General features: G+C 63.1%; 11 protein-coding genes and 1 tRNA gene. 7 read left to right on the top strand and 5 right to left on the bottom strand.

Going from position 1 to position 21102, the window contains the following annotated elements; translation table 11 throughout:
* Window positions 1–875 precede the first annotated feature (875 nt).
* Both HOP12_07510 and HOP12_07505 read left to right on the top strand, forming a co-directional pair.
* Complete coding sequence (locus HOP12_07510) at window positions 876–2054, top strand: T9SS type A sorting domain-containing protein (protein ID NOT34000.1); 1179 nt, start codon at window positions 876–878, stop codon at window positions 2052–2054.
* The gene (locus tag HOP12_07505; GenBank protein NOT33999.1) at window positions 2051–9295 is read left to right on the top strand and encodes a DUF4157 domain-containing protein; all 7245 of its coding nucleotides are present in this window, start codon (window positions 2051–2053) and stop codon (window positions 9293–9295) included. Before HOP12_07510 ends, HOP12_07505 begins: the two co-directional genes overlap by 4 nt.
* A gap of 1858 nt (window positions 9296–11153) precedes the next feature.
* Here HOP12_07505 and HOP12_07500 read toward each other — a convergent pair.
* A complete protein-coding gene (locus HOP12_07500; GenBank protein NOT33998.1) occupies window positions 11154–11687 on the bottom strand; it encodes a glycosyltransferase in 534 nt (177 codons plus the stop codon).
* A 688-nt stretch (window positions 11688–12375) separates the two neighbouring features.
* Entirely contained in the window at window positions 12376–13818 is a 1443-nt protein-coding gene (locus tag HOP12_07495) for a hypothetical protein (protein NOT33997.1), read from the bottom strand.
* Between the two features lie 1027 nt (window positions 13819–14845).
* Between HOP12_07495 and HOP12_07490 the strand changes: the two genes are divergently transcribed.
* Complete coding sequence (locus HOP12_07490; GenBank protein ID NOT33996.1) at window positions 14846–15052, top strand: hypothetical protein; 207 nt, start codon at window positions 14846–14848, stop codon at window positions 15050–15052.
* Window positions 15053–15541: 489 nt separating this feature from the next.
* Here HOP12_07490 and HOP12_07485 read toward each other — a convergent pair whose 3' ends face one another.
* Entirely contained in the window at window positions 15542–15979 is a 438-nt protein-coding gene (locus HOP12_07485; GenBank protein ID NOT33995.1) for a hypothetical protein, read from the bottom strand.
* Here HOP12_07485 and HOP12_07480 point away from each other — a divergent pair.
* The 4 genes from HOP12_07480 (at window position 15899) to HOP12_07465 (ending at window position 19758) form a co-directional block, all read left to right on the top strand.
* Window positions 15899–16954, top strand: a complete 1056-nt coding sequence (locus HOP12_07480; GenBank protein NOT33994.1) for a hypothetical protein — start codon at window positions 15899–15901, stop codon at window positions 16952–16954. The genes HOP12_07485 and HOP12_07480 overlap by 81 nt on opposite strands.
* A gap of 251 nt (window positions 16955–17205) precedes the next feature.
* The gene (locus HOP12_07475) at window positions 17206–18168 is read left to right on the top strand and encodes a hypothetical protein (protein ID NOT33993.1); all 963 of its coding nucleotides are present in this window, start codon (window positions 17206–17208) and stop codon (window positions 18166–18168) included.
* Window positions 18169–18187: 19 nt separating this feature from the next.
* Window positions 18188–18526, top strand: a complete 339-nt coding sequence (locus HOP12_07470) for a hypothetical protein (protein NOT33992.1) — start codon at window positions 18188–18190, stop codon at window positions 18524–18526.
* A 110-nt stretch (window positions 18527–18636) separates the two neighbouring features.
* Window positions 18637–19758, top strand: coding sequence for a site-specific integrase (locus tag HOP12_07465; protein NOT33991.1), 1122 nt, complete (start codon window positions 18637–18639; stop codon window positions 19756–19758).
* 14 nt (window positions 19759–19772) lie between these two features.
* Here HOP12_07465 and HOP12_07460 read toward each other — a convergent pair.
* Window positions 19773–19859 (bottom strand) — tRNA-Leu (locus tag HOP12_07460).
* Between the two features lie 59 nt (window positions 19860–19918).
* On the bottom strand, window positions 19919–21094 hold the full coding sequence (locus HOP12_07455) for a DUF1624 domain-containing protein (GenBank protein ID NOT33990.1): 1176 nt from the start codon (window positions 21092–21094) through the stop codon (window positions 19919–19921).
* Between the last annotated feature and the right edge of the window lie 8 nt (window positions 21095–21102).

Below are 21102 nucleotides of genomic sequence, written 5' to 3'. Positions count from 1 at the left end.
GGCGATCTGTTCGCTTCAACCCACCACCGACTCGTGAGACGTGAATGGACTCCACTCGACGCACTGCCCGCCGGCTACTGCTTGGCCTGTTTGTTCCCACCGCACCCTCGCTCGCATGGTTTATCTCATTCGGCGCGCTCGCATTGCAGCTGTTCGCGGCAATTCCCGCGAACTCGTCCAGCCAGCCGCGCAACTCCCAGCCGAGCCTTCCAGACCGAAGTGTGCTCGCGCCGGGCGATACGAGTAGTCGCGGCAAGCCCGCCAACTGCACCGATCTACGCACCGGCACACCGTTCGAAGTGCGTGCTCAGCGGATCCTCGGCTCGGCGATGCTCGACTCCGCCTGGGTGCCGGACTCGACGCGGGACTGCACGGGCTCCCCACATGGCCTTGCGCGTCACGCCGTGTCCGATGGCAACGGCGGCATCTTCGTGGCATGGACGGCCTCGCGCCGAAGCGAGCCCGACGTCCTCGTCCAGCGCCTGACGAGTGGCGGATCCGTCGCCGAGGGCTGGAGCATCGACGCGACTTCAGTCGCAGACTTCGCTGGCGCGCGTGAGTATCCGTCTCTGTGCAGCGATGGAGCGGGCGGGGTGTTCGTCGCTTGGCAGGAGCATCGCGGGGCGCAAACGAGCGCCATCTACGTCACTCGGCTGACTGGCGCCGGAACCCTGACTCAGGAGTGGCCCGCGGGTGGCTTGCGCGTTTCGGAGAGTGGGTCGGAGCAGGCACATCCGCAGATCATGTCGGACGGCACGGGCGGAGCGGTGCTCGTGTGGCTCGAACGCTCTGGACGCCGGCTCGGAGTGCGGGCACAGCGCGTTTCGGCCAGTGGCACGCGCGATGGGGCTTGGCCAGCCGAGGGTGCAGAACTAGTGGTTGGCGCACCTGAGTTCCAAGTGACCCTCCTCAGGACGCTTCGACTCGCCAACGATGAGCTGTTGCTCGTGTGGCGTGAGGAAAGTCTTGAAGCGGCACGACTGCTGGCCGCGACGGTGAATGTGAGTCAGCCACCGCTGCACGCGCTTGAGAGCCCACGATTGCTCGCCACTGGCACAATGGTTGGCCCGCCGACGATGCTCGCTGACGGCGCGGGCGCGCTCATTGGGTGGAGCGAGCGTGGCGCTGGTAACGAATCCGTTCGTCTCGTGCGGCTGATTGCAGGCGCGGCCGTAGCGCCTGGCTGGCCAGCCAACGGGGCGGCGCTCTGTGCGGGCCCCGTCGGCTTCGACGCGCCAGCAATCCTTGCCGACGGCGACGGTGGTGCCACAGTCGCCTGGGTTGACCGCCGACTCGACGACGACGGCGACATCTTTGCCCAACGAGTGGCGGCCGCGGGAAGTCGTCATGCTAGCTGGCCCGAGCAGGGGTTCGCGGTGTGCGTGGCCTCAGGCGAACAGTTTGCTCCGGCTCTCGCGCCCGATGGAAATGGCGGCGCGATCGTCACCTGGGTCGATACCGCGAACCAGCCCGCCGGCGGTTCGCTGTTGCTCGCCGGTCAAAGCGTCATACGGCCCCAGTTGATCGAGACTTCGATCGATCCCGGTCGGGTGCGCTTCACCTGGAGCGTTGACCGCAAGACCCCAGCGACCTATCGCGCCTACCGGATCGAAGAGGGGGGCGAACTGCGAGAACTCGCAACGCTCATCCCCGACGGCCGTGGTCAGATTGCGATGGAGGATGCGCAAGCACCCGAAGGTCGAGAGGTCGGCTACAGCCTGTCGGTCTCAATCGGCGAGGAGGAGCGGTTCCTCACGCCGATTCGCGTGCAGGTGCCGGTCACGCCGCTTGAACTGGCACTTCAACGCGCTTGGAGTCCACCCGGATCGGACGTGATTCGGATCGAGTTCGCCTTGCCTCGCGGCCCTGCGCCTCGCCTCGAACTGATTGATGTGGCCGGCCGACGGGTGGCAAGCCGGACGCTGGCCGAGTACCTCCCGGGGCAGCGCTCGGCCGAGATCCGCCCGGCCAGTGGCACGCGCACCGGTGTCTACTTCGTGAGACTTACCCAGGGCTCACGCACCCTCTCTCGCAAAGTGGTGCTGGTCCGATGAGCAAGGAACCCGAGTCCACGACAACCGATCACGACGTGCCAATGCGAATTCCTCCGCCACGACAGTCGCCGCGAGTCGTTCGCCGGGTTGCTGCTTCGGCGCTACTGGCTGCTCTGGTGCTCATGGGGCTCGCGGGCAATGGTGGCGCGCCACTCGGCGCTGACGCCGCAAAGCGGAGCGTGCTCGATGTGCTACGCGGCGCTGCGGGGCGCCAGGCCCCGCACGAAACCCCCAAGGCCGAACTGCCAAGCAACGGTCAGTCCGGCGATCGTCACCCCGAACTCCAGAGCATTCTGTCGCTCGACACCGTGGTGGTGTTCGCGGTCACCAAGTACACCAAGACTGGCGGGTCCTCGACCTGGACGGTGTTCGAGGATGCGTTCACCCCTGACTCAATCCGTGGTCATCGGTACCTGATCGACTTCACCAACGGCAACACCAACGGCACCAACCGGGTGAGCCAGGTGATCGTCGACATTCAAGGGCGCGAGTTCGTGGGCTCAAGTGAGTGCGGTACCAGCACCCCGAGCATCACCCGTATCTTCGAGCCGGTCACGGGTGAGAACACGATCACGGTCATGCTCAAAGGCACGAGTGGCACATTCGTCCACTTCCGGATCGTGCGAGTCAACGATCCGACCTACGTGGTGTTTGGACCCAAGCGCTACACCAAGCCGGGTTCGTCGGTGCACCAGCTCGACACGTTCAACCTCGCCACCGGCACATCGCCCTACCAAGTGCGGCTATACAACGGTGGTCCCGACGGCTCGAACCGCGTGAGCAATGCGACGCTGTCAATCAACGGCACGCAGGTGATGTCGGCCGCGGACTTGGGCACGGGCGTAGCGACCGTGACTAAGACGGTGACGCTCGCTGACACCAATCGGATCGACTTCTACAACCAGAGCGGTTCCGGCACTTATCTCGACAGCGTGCGGTTCCGCGTAACGGATAACACCGCTCCGATCGTGACGTGGCTCGGGCCTGTCGACTCGTTGGTGACGACCGCTTCGCAGATCGAAGTCTCTGCGGTCGTAACGGATGAGACGTATGGAACCATGAGAGTCAACAGTCGCCCGGCGTTCGTAGCCCCGGACACGTTGACTGACATCGTCCCGATGGCGAGCGATGGCAAGTACCCACTGACGATCACGACGTTGAACAGCGCGAGTTTGTCGACTGCGACGACTCGAACTGTGTGGCGCGATACTCAGGCGCCCGCGCTTACGGTTGCGAGCCCGTTTCCGACCGCGCAAACGGTCACCGATTCGCTTTTCCCCGTTTCGGGTACGTGGGGGCCAGACACAACGAGAACCGTCGTCACGATCGAGGACGACACAGTCGGCACCGGGTTTGGTGGATCATTCGCCGATACGGTGCTGCTCGACCTCGGTTCGAACCGCATCACGATCCGCGCACGAGACGCCGCGGGCAACAAGACCCAACTTACGTGGATGGTCTTCCGCAAACTCACGGTTGAGGCGGATACCATGGGGGTCGCTCCTTCGGCGCTCGACCCCACCATCGTCAGTTCCTTCAAGGATCAGGTGCGATTCCTCTACGCCGCCTCGCCTCCGCTCCAGACCGACATCGATACGACCGTCCTCGATCCTGAAAGGATGGCGGTCCTGCACGGTTACGTAAAGAGTCGCGACTTCGGGCCACTCGCAAACGTAAACGTTCGCATCCTCGGTCACCCTGAATATGGGATGACGAAGACACGCGGGAATGGCCGCTTCGACATGCTTGTGAACGGTGGTGGGCAACTCACCGTTCGGTTCAACCGCGATGGCCATCTCGAGAGTCAGCGCTCCGTGACGCCTGGATGGAATGAGTACGCCATTCTCGACACAGTGGCGCTCATCGGTCGCACTGCCGTCCGATCAGAGGTGAATCTCGCTCTCAACCAGATGGTTCGCAGTCGCTTCAAGACGGACGCGAATGGCGATCGCAACGTGCGCTTGTTCTTTCAGGCCGGGACCACGGTCAAGATTGGCCGAGCTCCGGGCGATACGGTCACGCTGAGTAATACCAAGGTCGGAGTGCGGATCACGGAATACACGGTCGGCGCGGACGGGGAGAACGCCATGCCAGGCGCACTTCCCCCGACGACGGCCTACACGTATTGCGTCGACCTTCGCCTCGATGAGTCCGACACCTTGTGGATCCCTGGCGAACCCGAGCCAGGCGTGGTCTTTTCAAAGCCAGTGAGCCGATATGTCCGCAATTTTCTGCACTTCCCTGTCGGTACAGCAGTCCCAGTCGGGACATACGACCCTTGGTCAGGCCAGTGGAAGGCGGGCAAGGATGCTTATGTCTTGGCGATTCTCTCGACATCAGGTGGCAGCGCGACGATCGATAGCGACGGAAACGGCCTGGCCGACGGATCCGGTAGACTTGATTCGCTTGGAATCAGCGCCGACGAACTGATCGTGCTCGCCCAGGAATTCGCCGTCGGCGACACGCTCTGGCGAGCTGTGCACGATCACTTCAGCACGCCCGATGACAATGTGAACGTCGATCAGGCCGCCGCGCAACAGTCCTTTGCCGCCGGCCGGGCGGGACAACCCATGGAGCTTGCTGAGAATCCGAGCCTGTGCCATGGGTGTGTCATCGAAGTTGAGAACCGCGTTCTAGGTGAGGAGGTACCGATCGTCGGCACGCCGTACAGCTTGCACTATCGTAGCTTTCGCATGCCCGGCGACGTCGCCATGAGGACGCTCAGAATTCAGGTCAGTGGCGACTCGGTGCCTCCGAATGTCTCGCAAATCATCACGCGTCTTGAAGTCGCCGGCCAGCGCCTCGAGCAGAGCTTCACCGGCAATGCGTCAACCCTGAAAAACAAGATCGCTGAAATCAAATGGGACGGACGCGACGTATTTGGTCGCCTAGTGCAGGGCGCAATCGAAGCACTCGTCGCTGTCGGGTATCGATCTGCTCCAAACTGGCGCGCCGGCGCTGGTGGTCGAGGCGGGCCGTCGTTCAATGCGGCGGGGGCTCGGGGTGCGTTCTTGGGGCTCGCAAGCGGCGATCGCTCAGAGCGGTGGATAAGCTGGAGCAGGCGACGAGTGAGTCTGGGGGCCCCAGGAGCGGGTTCGGCGGGGCTCGGCGGATGGACGATCAGTCCGCATCACTTCTATGACGTCACTGGTCGCGGCACTCTCTACTATGGCGATGGTCGTGTGGATCTTGGCGAGCGCACCTACCCCGTCATTACTACGGTCATTCCGGGGACGTCCATCAACGCCAATGATGTCGCCATTGGCCCAGACGGGGCAATCTACACGTCGTCCGGCAACGCGATCGTGAAGTGGTCCAGCAAGGGTGTGTTCATTGCCATTATCGCTGGCAAGTCAACGTCGGGCTCATACAGCGACGGCGTGCTCGGCACCGATACGTATTTGACCGGCGCGCGTCAATTGACGGTTGCGCGGGACGGCAGTGTCTATTTTGTTATGGACACCGAGGCTTCCAACAACTGCCAGCGAGTGATACGCATTGGGACAGACGGCTATGTGCGCAGCATCGCTGGCGATGGTACACGCCACGCGGGTGTGAACTATGGCGATGGAGGGCGAGCCGACACATGCGGGTTCAGCGTGCCGAGCGCCATCGCGATCGGGCCAGATGGCAGCATCTTTGTGGGCGACCGCGAGACTTACTCCGTTCGGAGGATCGGGCCCGACGGGTACATCGACAGATATGCAGGCACCGGCGTTGAGGCAAGCACCGCAACCAGCGGCCGAGCGGACTCCACCGCGATTGGCGCCCCCAGTGGATTGGCGTGCGATGCAGCGGGCAATCTGTTCATCGCGGAGGCGGGAAGTCTCCGAGTGCGCAAGGTTGCGCCCGACGGCTCCATGGTCACGCTACTAGACAATGTGACTTCGTCGTTTTGGCCCTACGACCTAGTAGCGGCTCCGGACGGTGCGGTCTACATCGCCTCCGGCCCCGACAACCCGACCCTCATCAAGCGAGTACACCGACTGGATCCGGATGGAACGCTGACTGTAATCGCGGGCGGCGGACCGGGCGCGTCGGAGTACCTTGCCGACGGCATTCCGGCGCTTGGGGCGCACTTGGCCGTCTCGTACGGAATCGCGAGCGCGCCCGACGGCAGTCTCTTTCTCGCACAAGGCGGAGTGCGGCGAATCGGTGCCTCCGAGCGCGGGGAAAGCATTGACGAGTTCAGTGTCACGAGTGAAGACGGATCTGAGATCTACTTTTTCAGTCTCAATGGCCGTCATCTTCGGACGCGTGACGCGCTAACGGGCGCCGTTCGATACCGCTTTGCCTATGACGGAGGCGGTCGGTTGAGTTCCATCCACGACATGAACGGCGATGCGACGACGGTTACGCGATCAAGTGGCGTTCCCACGATGATCACGGGACCCTTCGGGCAGGAAACCGACCTCACTCTTGAGAACGGGTTCCTCAAGACAGTGACGAATCCGGCAGGCGAACCCTTCACACTGACCTTTGGAACAAATGGCCTCCTAACAAAGGCGAAGGATGCGCTGGACCGGGAGCACACGTATTCGTTCAACGCGGAGGACGGTCGACTTGATTCTGAGGCCGATCCGGCGGGCGGAAGTCAGGCTCTCAGCACGGTATTCTCAGGCACCACGCGGGAGGTAACGCGCACAACCGGAATGGCGCGGGTCAGCAAGTTCTCGGTGACCGACCTGTTCGACGGCAGCAGGCAGCATCGCGTGATCGGCACGAACGGACTGCTGACCTACCAGAGCGATAGCGCGGACGCGAAGATCAGGCGGTGGGCGCCCAGCGGACTCCTGATGGTCGACAGCCTTGGTCGCGAGCCGCGATTCGGAATGCTGAGACCCATGCCACGCCTCACAACTGAGAAGCTCCCGAGCGGCATCGCGCGCACGAGTGAGGCTTCGCGAACGTACAGCGGCGGTTTCGACCCACCAACGACACACGGGACCGTCTCAAGCTCCTTTGAAATAAACGACCGAACAGCGGCTACGACCGAGTTCAACTCTTCGACTCGCGAGCTGACACTGACTTCCGCCGAGGGTCGCACCGCCACCGCAACGGTGGATAGCGCCGGGCGCCCACTGATGGTCACGATTCCGGGTTTGGAACCGATAACCTTCAAGTATGACCAGCGTGGACGTGACTCCGTCATCGCTCAGGCGGGCCGCGGTGTTCGTTTCAGCTACGATGCGAGTGGCCGACTGTCGGTTCTGCGCGACACTCTAGGTCGCATGACGACATTCGGATACGACAATGCCGATCGCCTGACGAGTCAGACCATGCCCGGTGGCCGATCGATCGCATTCGACTACGACGCTGTCGGGAATCTCACCAGCGTTGCGCCTCCGGGGCGCCCGGCCCATGAGTTCGACTACACCGCAGTGAATCTGACTGATAAGTACCGCCCGCCCGCCGCTGGCCTGGCAGCTTCGCTCACGCAGTACCTATACAATAGCGATGAGCAGGTGTTTCGCATCCTACGCCCAGACAGTAGCAACGTGACGCTCATCTACGGCAGCTCGAACGGCCGCCTCGAGTCGATCGCGATTCCGCGCGGGACGCTGAACCTAAGCTACTCGAGTGCAAGCGGCTTGCTGTCGGGAGTCACTTCGCCCGATGGCGTGACCCTGGCATTCGGTTACGACGGCCCGGCCGACACGGTGACGACCTGGAGCGGGGCGGTCACAGGCAGTGTGTCTGTGTCGCTTAATCGCGACTTCCGGGTCTCAAGCCAGCGCGTGAATGCCGGAAGTCCGATGATCTACGGCTATGACGATGACGGGCTCGTGACCCGCGCCGGTCCGCTCACGATTGCCCGCGACGCCGACAATGGACTCATGACTGGCACGACTCTCGCCAGCTCCACGATTGCCTCCGTTGAGGCGTACAACGGCTTTGGTGAGCCGTTGGTCTCCGCACTTGCACGAGGCTCGGACACGCTGTGGAAGGCCTCCTACACCCGGGACGGCCTCGGCCGCATAACCGGCATCTCAGAATCCGTACTCGGCACCACCACGGCATACGTCTACGCTTACTCCGACACAGGGTTCTTGAAATCGGTATCCACCGCCGGCACCGTAACCGAGCTTTACGCCTACGACGGCAACGGCAATCGCTCCCAGTTCAATTCCCCCGGGGATTCAGCGAGCGCGCTCAACGACGACGATCAGGATCGCCAGCTCCGCTACAAAGACACTCGCTACACTTACACCGCCTCGGGTGAACTCGCGACTTCGATCACCGGCACCGACACCACGCGCTTCACCTACGATCCGCTCGGCAACCTGATCAAGATTCGATTCCAGAGCACTGATAGCTTGAACTACCTGGTGGACGGCCGAAACCGCCGGGTTGCGCGCAAGTGGAATGGCGTGGTGACGCGCAAGTGGCTGTACCAAGACCAGCTCGAGCCGGTCGCGGAACTCAACGGCTCGGATAGCCTATTGGTCCGCTACGTGTACGCCACCAAGAGCCACGTGCCCGACCTCATGATCAAGGGCGACACTACCTACCGGATCGTCTCTGATCACCTGGGATCGGTGCGCCTGGTCGTCAACGCCACAAGTGGCTGGATCGCAGAGCGCATGGACTACGATGGCTATGGGCGTCTGATCACTGACACCAACCCCGGATTCCAGTGCTTCGGCTATGCGGGCGGGCTGTGGGATGCGACTAGTGGGCTCGCGCGGTTCGGGGCGCGGGACTACGATCCTCGAGTGGGACGCTGGACTAGGCGAGACCCAGTGCTATTCGCGGCCGGAAGTCCCAACCTTCAGCAATACTGCGCTTCGGAGCCGATCAACCACGTTGACCCTGACGGGTTAATGCCAATACCCGATTGTGCAAGGGGTATTCTGGCCGCCTACTTTCCGGGCTTCGACCTTGGTAGCGTGCAATTGTTCCCGAATAGTCACCCGCCTGATGGCGCGAGCGCGATCACGCTCGGTAGTTCAGTGTATTTTGCGCCAGGAGCGTACGATCCATTTAGTTCAAGAGGACTTGCGCTGATTGGCCACGAAGTGGCACATACGAGGCAGTTCCAACACTTCGGGGTGATAGGGTTCATGACTCGATACACGACTGACTATCTGAAGGGGCAGCTTGCAGGATTGGGTCACGATGAGGCATATCTGCAAATTGGGTTTGAAAGAGAAGCGCGGGCTTATGAGCGGGTTATCCGCGAGGGATTGAGGGCGGAGTACGGCGATCGCGACCCATGCCCGGAGGGTGACTGTGAATAGGTATGTTGTGGTCGGCGCGCTCTGCTTGATGTCAGTATCGTGCTCTTGCGATCCGAAGCCGAGCCCTGAAGATAGCGCCTATCTTCACAAATCGAGATCAGAGCAAATCGCCTACGCGTTGCGCATGCCCATGAGGGAGCGAGTGCGATTGTTTCGACTTGCGCGAAATCTCACCCACCCTTCTCAGTCGCCGGTGGAAATATTAAGAGCTTCGGGGGATTCGATAGTTCCCTATCTCGTGGAGGCGATCGCGACAGATTCAAGCGACTATGCGAGACTTGACCTCGTCACCGGACTTGAGGAGATGGTCGACCTCGACTCGGTATCCGTGGATTCGAGCCAACTACTAGTTCTTGACGAGGCCATCGGGCGAATGCAACAGGCACGTCAGCCTGCGGAGGGGAGTATTCGGCGGATTCGCTGGACACTCCAAGAGCGCCTTGTCCGGCGCCGATAGACTTCCGCATTGGATCGCCTGCATTCGCTACCTGACTCAGGAAGGCTACAACGGGTCTTCGGAGCAGCTCGCGCGGATCAAGCCGCAGGAGGTCATGCAAGACTGGGCCTGTGCCGACCTCGATCTCCGCCATCCGGATACGAGCTGAGCCGAGGTACCAAGTCAGTCGATGGCCAACCAGTGTTGGACCTGCTCGGCGTCGCGTGGCGATCCCAGTTGATCAGGAACTCCCGGCGGGAGTGCACACGGTGACATGGGATCGGAAGGCGTTCGGTGGCCGGCCTGTGGAAGCGGGCATGTACGTCTGTCGAATTTAGGCCGGCGGGTGGGTTGAGACGAAGAAGGTCGCGGTGCTGTCGGGGCACTAGGCTCGTCGACGGGGCCCGCCGAACCGGCGGGCCCCAGTCGCATCGCGCGATCAGCCCAAGCGTCTATCTAGGAGCGCGCGGCTGCGCGTCATCGAGTTTGCCTGTTGACTCGCCTTGATACCGCCGTCGGACGATCTAGCCGCCTGGGGAATCGCCGCCATGCAGATTCGGCTAGTAACCATTTGCAGCGGATTGCGGACCCAGTGTCGCGCGCTTCGTTGTCTGATTGATCAATTGGCTGCGATCGATCAGGTGACCGAACTATTCGGGCCAATCGACATCTTGTGCCCGATGGAGCAAGCCGCGAGCATCAGCACGTTAGTCGGAGCCCAACCGGCGCGTGCTCGCATCGTGCCCGTGAGCTGTCAGCTGCCCAGCGATGATCCATATGGCCTCAAGTTTCTGCTTACTTCACCAGCGTGGCTCAGCAGTTGCGAGACTGATGCCATGCTGTATCTGGACTACGATCACCTGGCGTACTCGGCGCCATCGCTACCGCCTTGCAACGACGATGTTGTCTGGATCAGCTCACAGCGTGAGACCCTCGCGCACTCCAAGGTGATAGGACCTCCAGGAGACCTTGCGAAGATGCTCGATGGGAGACACCCGAATACATCACTTCTCTACTTGAGTCCGGCGACAATGACCCGATGTGCGGAGGAGTGGCGCCAATGCTACGAAGTATTGCGGCCGAGCATCCCGGCTCGGTGGCGCGAGGAGATTGCGTTTGGGTGGGCGGCCAGGCGGCTAGGTTGCACGGTTCAGGAAGTCGGTCCGAGCGTCCAATCTTCCTGGCTCACTGCGAGCACGCCGTGCTCACTCTTCCACTACGGAGGGGACTCGGAGGCGGCTCAGTTCGCGAAGGGGACATTGTTGGCCTGTTCAAGTGCCAAATCGCTCAGCGAAGCCTCGAGCCGCATCGCTGACCACGACCGCGTCAACCGGCGTCACCTCCTCGAAATCTCCGAGGCTCTGCGACGTTCAATCTCCCGCGAGACTCAACGACCTGCGCTCTAGGCGTCAGGCGATGCGCTCACGGCGTCCCCAGCGCCTCATCAATCCACTTCCGAAGCGTTGCGAACTGGAGCTCGTTCTGAGCGCCGAGTATCGCTAGTCGTTCATTGCACAATCGACTTGGCAGTCCTCGAGGTGATTGGCAAGCGTCCCTCATCGCGAGCGCTAGTGCACCCGCGTCAGCAGCTAAGTAGGTGCCCAGCTTGTCCAGAATGGCAATGGTCGTGGGCAGTCTAGTGCAAAGAACTCGCGTCCGCGATGCCAATGCTTCGACAAGCGGCATCCCGAACCCCTCATACATGCTCGGAAAGAGAAGTGCTGCGCTACTCCACATCACTCGCCGCATCGCAGCATCCGAAACATAGTTCGTTATGGTCGCATAGTCTGCGAGTCCGCGCTCTGCGATCCCAGTGGTCACCGGCACGACGTCCTCGCGCAGGTTGCCGACAAAGATGGTGCGAGGTACTTGCACACCAGCACTTCGCAGTCGCACCAACGCGTCAAGCACCATCGTCACATTCTTGCGCGCACACTTCACGCCCACCATCAACATTTGTGCTAGGCGCTTGGGGGGCCGCGCGTGTCTCCAAGCCATCCGTGTCATCATGCCATCGATGTCTGGGTATAGGGTTAGCGACCGAGCTCGTGGCAAGCTAAACAATCGCATCAGATCCGCTCGTGTTGAATCACTCGTGACAACGACAAGCGAGGCGTGATTGACGGCATCTCGGATAGCCTCGTGGAAGAATGCAGTCTTCTCGGGGTGCACAAGCTGGGGATGCAGTACGGGCAATACGTCATGAACAACGACCGCCTGTGGTACGGCGAGGCGCGTCGGCACAAAGGCCGCGCTCACGTACACGTCTGGCCGCAATGTGCCTATGAACGCATCCCACTCGTCTCGTGTATTCCGCTGCCACAAGAATCGTCCGGGACGTGCGTATGGCAGGGACACAACCCGCAGCGACTTGCACCCGGAACTGAGCGCGCGTGGCCATGGCGCATCGGGCGCTAGGATAATAGACATGCGAGTGGCGCGAGTGCGCCATTGGCATAGTCGCCGAACGAGGAAGTAGGTATACATGCCGAGGCCGTCGCGGTTGGGAAGCATCGTGCGCGCATCAACCACAACATGCGACAAGCGAACCTCTACTACGGTCTGCGGGGTGGGTGTGCACTGGTTGCCACATTGCGAGAGCGGCTTCTGCTGTGGCGCAGCGGGTCCTGCTAACGACTGGCGCTCACGACTTCGCGCGCAAGTCGGGCAGGCCCGTGCGCACAGTGTAGTAGCAGATGGCCCCGCGCGTCGCGACCTGGAGATCGTCACCTATCGCGTCGCGCAATCGATCAACGCGCTTTTGAGTCGCCTCGGGAGACCTAAGGTTGAGGTCATGTTCGAGCTCTAACAAGGATGCGCTGTGTAGCGGAAGCGCAAGGAGGTACGTCAATACCTCCAACTGCGCGGAGGTAATCCGGCGCACCTTCGCGTCGGAACTACTCACAACTGTCTGAGCTAGGGGCCGAACCACGCAGGACGCCAGACGGATGGTGGGGGATCTGATGGCTTGCAGGAGGCTGATTAGCCTGCGTATTGCCGCTGCATTGGCATGCCGACGAGCCGCTTGCTGATAGGGTTGGATCCGACTGAGCTCGCGCACCATTGAGAGCGTGGCAACGAGGTCGTCTTTTGTTCGCGACGACAGCGATGCTCCGAGGAAGCGCGGTTCGCGAAGAATGTCTTCGGCCAGTTGCATGAAGTGGAGTGGTTGCGAAGGCTCCAACGCAAATACGATGTCGACGGCTCGTGAGAACAGTTCCCTCGCTTCGTCCGAGTCGCCGTCTCCATCGCGAGCCAAGCAGAGTCGCGCTAGGTCCTTGAGCGGATAGATCGCGTGACGACGCATGTCATGCGACTCGCAAATGGCGAGCGCGCTGCGATAGTCAGCCTCCGCAGATGCAAAGTCGCCTTCCGCAAAGGAGAGATCGGCTCGGCCAGTCAGAGCCGCTTCAAGCGTGGCGGGCGATGACCCGTCCGAACATCCGGCGATGACGGATGCGTAGAGGCGAGCGGCATCGGCCTGTCGGCCGATGGTCTTCCAGAGGGCAGCCAACCGTTCCTGCACGGCCAACCGAGTCGAGAGGGATCCGTGGCGTTCGGCCAGAGTCTCGGCTATCGCGTACCAGTCCCGTGCTTTCGTGGGTTCCTGCAGGATGAGCGCAATCCGACCCGCGTCGGAAGCCGTGGTAATGGCTCGATGCCAGTTCTGATCTGAGGTGGCTGACTCATGCGCTAGCGCAATGCGTGCGTAGGCGCGATGGAAGTCGCCTTGCAGCTCAAAGAGATAGGCGTGCAAGACATCGAGGTCGGCGCGGTAGAACTGAAGCTCGGGAGACTTGGCGAGTGCGGCTTCTGCTTCGGCAAGGCTGCGGCTCACTAGACCGTACTGCCCCATCTGCAGGTGCGCGAAGCATCGGCGATGTGCGCTGAGGTATCGCTGCCACGCCGGCGCGCTAGCGATGCGTTCATCCGACTCGAAGCGCTTGAAGCGTTGCAGGGTGACGTTAGGGCACCCGCGAATGTGAGCGCGCTCTGCGGTGAGCCAGACTTCGTCCAACGGCGCCGCTACGCCGTCGTCGAGCGTGAGTCCGTCGATGGCGGCGACGAAGTCCTTTCGGCGTGCCATTTGCGCCGAATCCAGCGCCAGTCTGATTCGAGACTCGCGAGTCGCGTTAGTCATTGGTGGCGATGGCAATTACGAGCATGTCGAGAGGATACCGCGCAATCAAAGGTCTGACTAGACCATCGATCAGACATCAAGAGCACCCGTTTGTCCGAGACAGGCGAATCGGGCCGCTAGTCTCGATCATGTGGCCCAGTGTTGAAGGCCGCGAGATTGAAGCAGCCGTAATCGTCCTGCAACGCTCGGAGGGGGTGATCGAGGTTGAGCGCACGTCCCCCGCATCGGACTAGTCCGCAGTCGGATGCCGACCGGCTGGAGCACCACCTTGCGCGCGGGACGTTCGTACGGATCGTCGTTCCTTCTCGTACCGCGGAGGGCAGGGCACTCAAGCTCGACAAGTGGACCGCTGCCGTGCTGAGCGTTGCGCTTCCATATAGCGGAGGAGCAATCGAACACCGTGGCTTCGGCTATTGGCTCGATGACGCGAAAACGCTAGTGGCGGAACCGATCGCAACGCTTGACATCTACCTTCGCAAACGGATTGGTAGAACCGCTGCGCACACAATTGTCACTCGACTGCTCGGAATGGCAGCGCAGATGAAGCAGGCTGCGCTAGCTGTTGCCGTTCAACAGCGCCTCTATCTGATTAGGCCAAGGCTGACCAAAGTGGTGCTGTCGGACGCGCAAGCGCGAACACAAGTTCTCTCCGAAATCGCGATGGGTAGCTCCAATGACGGTGCCCTTTGGCGTGGCCGGATCACTAAGGTAGCTGAATAGATGAAAGGAGATCATCGATGACCTGGAACTGCACCCCGCAAGTCCGACGCCGACCGCGCAGCAACTCGCCAATGTGCGCAGGAGTCCGTTTCCCGCATCGCGCCTGCCACTGCAAGCGGGCCGGCGTCGGGTGGTGCTTTGGCCAACGTCGCCCGCGGTGGATCTGTCCGCGGTGCGGGACGCAACACTTTCGCTAGGCAGATCTCACCCTTGTCACCCTCACGTCCGTTCTGATCTCCAGAAGGAGTTCGCCATGAGCGAGCAGAAATTGATTCGCATCGAAAAACACCACTTCCATCATCACCGTCGTCCGCCAGCCAAGACCGTCTACGTGCCGCAAGTCCGTACTGAGCGGGTGACCGAGCCTTGCGACCGGTCGCATCTCGGCCCGGTCGGAGCCACGCTGGCAGTCGTCGGCGCGGTCGTGGTGCTGAGCATCCTGTTCGGGAGACGGAATTGACCCGCGCTTCCTTCCAATCGCTGTGCCAGCGTCTCGGGGAGGAGACGCGTAGTGACCGGGGCCGGTCCGCATGACGGCCCTTTCACCGATCCTGGCCGGCGCCGCGCTCTCGCTTGCCACGGACGCTGGCGTCGCCTTGGGCGCCGTCTTGGCGTGCGCGGCGGTCGTCTGCTTCGCCATCGGGCTCGCGGTACGCACAGTCGATGCTGTTCGGGACTTGCTCACGGGCGGTGGACGCCAAGGCGGGCGGCCTCAACGCGCCTCAGGCCGGGAACTATCGGATGAGACGCCGCCGTTTCGACGTCGGCGTCGCTCCAGCGACGACCCGCCGCTACCACTTCGACGAGGCAAGTCATGAGTGACTGGGCCTTGCGCCTCGCGCAGCGGTGGCTGGTCGGGCCCGAAGCGTCACTCGCTCGGCGGTGGCAGTCGAGATTGATCGATCCGGTGGCTCGCGATCGACGCGCTTTCATGCGAGCGCTTGCCACATCACCCGGACCGGGCAAGGTCGTACTCGCGACGATGCCGGATGGCCGCGGCCGGTGGCAGTGGATCGGTCTCCCGACGAAGCGGCTGCTTGGGATGCACGCGGCCATCAGCGGCGGGACCGGAACCGGCAAGAGCAGCTGGCTCTTCGGAGTCCTCACCCAGCTGCTCACTCGGGGCGAATTTCCGCTGCTCGTTGCCGACTTCAAGGGCGAGACTGCGGATCAAGTGCTCGAGCTTCTCGTGCCGTACGTGCTCGAGGTTGAAGGTGGCGAAGCACTGCTCGCGCGCTTGCGCGTCGTTCGCGTGTTCGACCACGAATTCGTGCCGCTGTTGAACGTCACCCACCCGGAGGCTGGCGTGCCGCGCGAGGCGCAGGCGTTCGGCGTCGCCGCGGCGGTCGAGCAGGCCTTGGCCGAGCCGCTCGGTGGACGCATGCATCACGTCCTCGTGCGGCTCGTGACCCTCTGCATCGAGAAGCGGTGGCCGTTGACCCAGGTCTCGGAGTGGCTGGCCGCCCCCGCAAATTTTCTCCGGGCCGCTCAGCAATCTGAGGACGAGTCGCTCCGCGAGTACGCTCGCGTCGGATTCCAGCAGGAGAGCAAGGAGTCGCTCCGAGCACTCGGCGCACGGCTCAACGCGCTGTTTCTCTGGCCTGGCGCGCGGCAGGCACTGTGCGCGCCGGGCTCGATCTCCTTCAGTGACGCGCTCGCCGAGCCCGGCCTCACCGTCATCAGCACCGGCTCGCCGCCGGCGGGGGCCGAGCGGTTGGCGCGCTTCTTCGGCGCACTTCTGCTCGGCAAAGTCGTCCGCGCGATCCTGAGCCGCGAGGTGAGGCCCGACACGCTGCCAGCACTCTTCGTGGCCGAGGAGATTCAGGAGAACCTCGGGCCAGAGGAGGCGCGGCAGTTCGGTCGGCTACTGGCGATCGCGCGCTTCAAGCGCGCCGCCGTCTGGGTGACCGGACAGAGTCGATCACAGCTGAGCGCGGTGGACCCAGGCTTGGTTGCGGCCTTGCGGGCGAACGTCGGACTGCAGGTTCAATTTCGTTCGAGCCCCGAGGATGCGGCCGCCTTCGCCCACCTGCTACCGCAGCAAGCGGAAGGCGAGACCGCGCGCCGAACGCTCATCAATTGCCTCACTCGGCTACCGCAGCGGCACTGCTACATCGCCGTCCGCGACATAGGACAGACGGCCCAGCTCGCGCTTGCGCCGCGAATCGACTTCGACCGCTTTCGCGCGGCGGGAGAGTCGCTCTCGCCGGAGGCGCGGCTGGCGATCCGCCGCGGCATCGCCGCGGTTCCGCGGGCCGAGGCGGTCGTGTCGAAGGCGCGCTTGTCGGAGTCGCAGACGCACAGCACCGCGCTCTCGACCGACACCGAGCCCGAGGAGGGGCCGTTCCCGGCCCTCGGATGAGCGATGAATCTCCTCGGTGATGCTCGGAAGGTCGGATCTTTCATCAAAGACGTGCTACGTGTGCTCGGTTGGGTCGCGGTCACGATCTGGCTTGGCGCGCGTGTGCTCTGGCGCGTCGGAGTGTTCGCTACGCGCGCCCGGACGCTATTCGCCGAGACGACGCGGTGTCCGCGTGGCCATCGTGTCCCGCTTTACGGCGTGTATCGGTGCTCGAGCTGCCGCGGGACGAGTGAAGGGTATCTCTTCCGGTCATGCCGTCTGTGTGGATCGCGGCCGGCGTGGACGCCATGCCCGAAGTGCTGTGTGGCAGTGGCGAACCCATGGACGTAGACGCGCGATCGCGCAAGCGTCAGCCGCGCGATCGTCGTCGCGGCGGGGGGAAGGTGCGGCTCACCGTGCGCGATGCCGCGCTTCTGCGAGCGCTCGGGCGGTTTCGGATCGCTCGATCGAGCGACCTGGGGCGCCTGTTCTTTCCCGGTCAGCACCGTGACGTGCTCGCCGCTCGCCTGCGGGCGCTCTTCGATGCCGGCTTCGTTCAGGCGCACGTGCTCGATCGCGCTGCGGAAAATATCTACTCGCTGGGACCGGCCGGCATCGCCTGGACGCGGACCGCGGGCGCGACCGCCCGAGCGGTGCCGCGCCAGCCGTGGCCGCATCACCTCGGCATCGTCCGGCTCTGGACGAGCATCGCGTCAGCCCTCCACCTGCTTCCTGACGTGCGACTCACACGATGCGTGCCTGACTGGGAGGTTCGTGCAGGTGCTGCCGTCGGCCTCGGTGTGGTTCCTGACGCGCTCATTGAACTTGCCTGCGAATCGGACGGGCAGGAGCGCCGCGTCTGTCTCGCGGTGGAATTGGATCGCGGTACGGAGTCGCTGGAAGTGCTCCGGCGCAAGGTTCGCCTTCTCGACGAAGCGCGCGTCGCGCGCCCGAGTTTTCTCGACTGGACGTCGTTCGACTTGGTCCTCGTGCTCGATGAGGCCGGTCGCTCACGGGAGGGCAAGGTCCGTGACCTCCTCGCGAAGGAGTGGGGCGGACCGAGCAGAATCTGGACGCCAGCGAGCGTGCTCGCCGACGAGATTCGATCACTCGTCGAGAGCTCCGTGCCTCCCGTTACGGACTCCCGTCACTGTAACGGGAGTCACGATGACGCAAGTCGTGTCGTTGCAGCGGGCCTCGGCGTAACGGGAGTGGGGCCTTCGGAAGATGAGTGAGGAGCGCAGACCGCGGCCGATGTCCGACCTCAAGGACCTGCTGAGTCAGCTCTGGCGTCAAGCCGGCGATAGCGCGGTCGTCCCAGCCGAGGTCATTCCGGAACTGCTCGGGGTCTTGCGCTTGATCGAGGTGAGGCTGCTTGCCCGCCAACTCACGCCGCGACCGGAGGCGGCCAGCGCGCACGAAGCATCGCCACCCGACGCGTGGCTGACTGCCGACGAGGTGGCGGTCCGACTCAGGCGCACGCGTCCTTGGGTCTACCGACAGGCGCGGCGCTGGACGTTCGCCAAGCGTCCATCGCGGAAGACGCTCCTCATCTCGGAGCGTGGACTGACGCACTGGATGCAACACCGATGAATTCTTGTCAGGAGTGCTCTTCGCAGGCACGATCCGACTGCGGGAACCCCTGCGGGAACTGCCGAAGCCTCAGCCGACGCGCTGCGTCCGGCTGAAGAAGGGAGGCAACTATGGCTCGCGGCCAAGGCAGGGTGTTTCAACGAGGAGGCAGTAAGAAGTGGTACATCGAGTACTGGTGGCAAGGCCGGCAGCACCGGGAGTCGTCAGGTTCGTTTCGTGAACGCGACGCGGTCGCACTCTTGCGCCGACGCCTCGGTCAAGTCGATACGGGGCGGCTTGTCGGACCACAATTCGAGCGCACGACGTTCGAGGAGTTGACGCAGATGCTGGTCGATGACTACCAAGTTAATGGACGCAAGTCACTGGATCGCGCTGTTCGGTCCATTCGACACCTGCGTTCGTTCTTCGGCGGTTGCCGTGCGATCGAGGTCACATCGGATCGGGTGAGCTCCTACATCCGCTTCCGGCTCGAGGCCACGCCGCCAGCGAAGCCGGCGACGATCCAAAACGAACTGGCGGCGCTCAAGCGAATGTTCAGCCTGGCGTACCGCGCGGGCAAGGTCGCGGCCCGGCCTGCCTTCCCTGGAATCAAGGTGCGCAATACGCGCTCGGGATTCTTTGAGGAGGAGCAGTTCCAAGCCGTCCTCAAGCGTCTGCCGCACGACATCCGCGGGATCGTGGAGTTCACGTTCCTGACCGGGTGGCGGATCGGTGAGGTTCGAACGCTGCAATGGCGGCAGGTCGATTTCGTGGCCAGTATCGTTCGGCTTGAGCCGGGGACCACCAAGAACGACGAAGGCCGTGTGTTCCCCTTTGGTGCAGCGCCCGATCTCTGTGCGTTGCTCCAGCGTCAGCGGCAGCTCACATCAGTCGTCGAGCAGGAGCAGGGACGGCTGGTGCCGTGGGTCTTTCACCGCCGCGGGAAACCGGTTCGCACCTTCCACGATGCATGGCGGCGAGCCTGTCGCGAGGCAGGTTGTCCCGCGCGACTCGTGCACGACCTGCGCCGGACGGCAGTTCGAGAGATGGAACGAGCGGGGGTATCGCGCTCGGTCGCCATGAAGTTGACGGGCCACAAGACCGAAAGCATCTACCGCCGGTACGCCATCGTCTCTGAGGCGGATCTTGCCGAGGGCGTCGGTCGGCGAGCCGCGTTTCGTTCGAACTCCCGCCCAGTTCCCGCCCAGTTTGGTGCTACGAGGGGAACGGCGGAGGACGAGTCGACGGCGTAAGTCATTTGAGGAGTTGGTGCCGGAGGGGGGGGTCGAACCCCCACTCGGTTGCCCGAACGGGATTTTGAGTCCCGCGCGTCTGCCAGTTTCGCCACTCCGGCACTCGGAAGGGCAGCGAGCCTAGCAGCGGTACCGCCCTACGTTCAACGCAGTCGATGATCTACAAGTACTTCAATACGCTCTTGCGGTAGCTCATCTTTAGCTTGCGATACCAGCGCGCCAGCGGGACCAGGACCGTAATGCCGATCGTCCACGTGATCACGAAACGGATGACCTCGTAATCGTGGATCGCGCGGTGCGTGCCCCATGCAATCACCTTGTAGAGCACTAGGTGCACGAGGTAGACGAACAGGGCGGCTCGCCCGAGGTCGCCCAGCGCACTCCAGATTCGGCCGCCACCGCGCGTCTCCCACAGCAAGACACCTGCGTAGGCCAACGCCGCGAGCCCGAGGTTGAAGAGCAGAAAAGTCAGGCTCGGCGGGCCCTTCGTCATCGTGAGGAATTCCACGAAGCCGGTCTCGGGGATCGGGACGTCGAGGTTTCCGTAGCCACGCGACCAACGAAGCACCGCCCAGCTCGTGAGTAACAGGCCCCCGATCCACACCCAACGACCGGGGGATCGCCAGGTGGGCCGCAGCGCGGCCACCGCGAATGCGTACCCCAACAGCAGCAGGCCGAGCCAGCCGAGTACCGGGAACGAGACCACCGGATGGCTGCCTCCGACGTGATCGAGCCACACCGCCAGCCAGAATCCGCCGGCCTCCCGCAGACCCGCGGGCAGGGCCGCACGCAGCGCCTCGAATCCGACGATCAGCACCAACCCGAGCACGCCGAGCGCGCGGCGCGGAAGGAACCGGAGCCCGGCCAGGAGTGCGAGCGACAGTCCGAGGCTCGACAACATGTCGAACGTGTAAAAGACCTTGAGTCGAAGCAGGGGGGCCCAGAGCGGCGAGATCACGAACGCGTCGAGCAACAGCAGCAATCCCGCCCGAACGAGGATGATCTTTGTGAGACTCAGCCCGGCATCGGCACGGCCGCGCATTCCGCGCTCGAAGAGCCCGAGACTCACGCCGCTCGCGAACCAGAAGAGCGGAGCAGCGAAGTTGGTCACGAGTCCCAGAACCCACCACGGGAAGGGCGCCATCGGCTCGAATCGTCCGGAATAGCGCTCCGCCAGAACATTGAATCGAGCCAGCGCGGCCGCATGATCCACCGTCATCAGCACGATCGCGATCCCTCGGATCGCGTCGAGCGCGATCAGGCGTCGCTGCCCTGCGAGCGCCCCCTCGCGGGGTTCCGCTTCGGGGCGTCGAGTCGCTGGCTGCGATTCGCCCACAGCGTTAG

It is taken from the genome of Candidatus Eisenbacteria bacterium (assembly GCA_013140805.1).
GTDB lineage: Bacteria > Eisenbacteria > RBG-16-71-46 > RBG-16-71-46 > RBG-16-71-46 > JABFRW01.
Note: the sequence above shows the minus strand (reverse complement) of the source record. Positions and strands in the feature narration are given on the sequence as shown.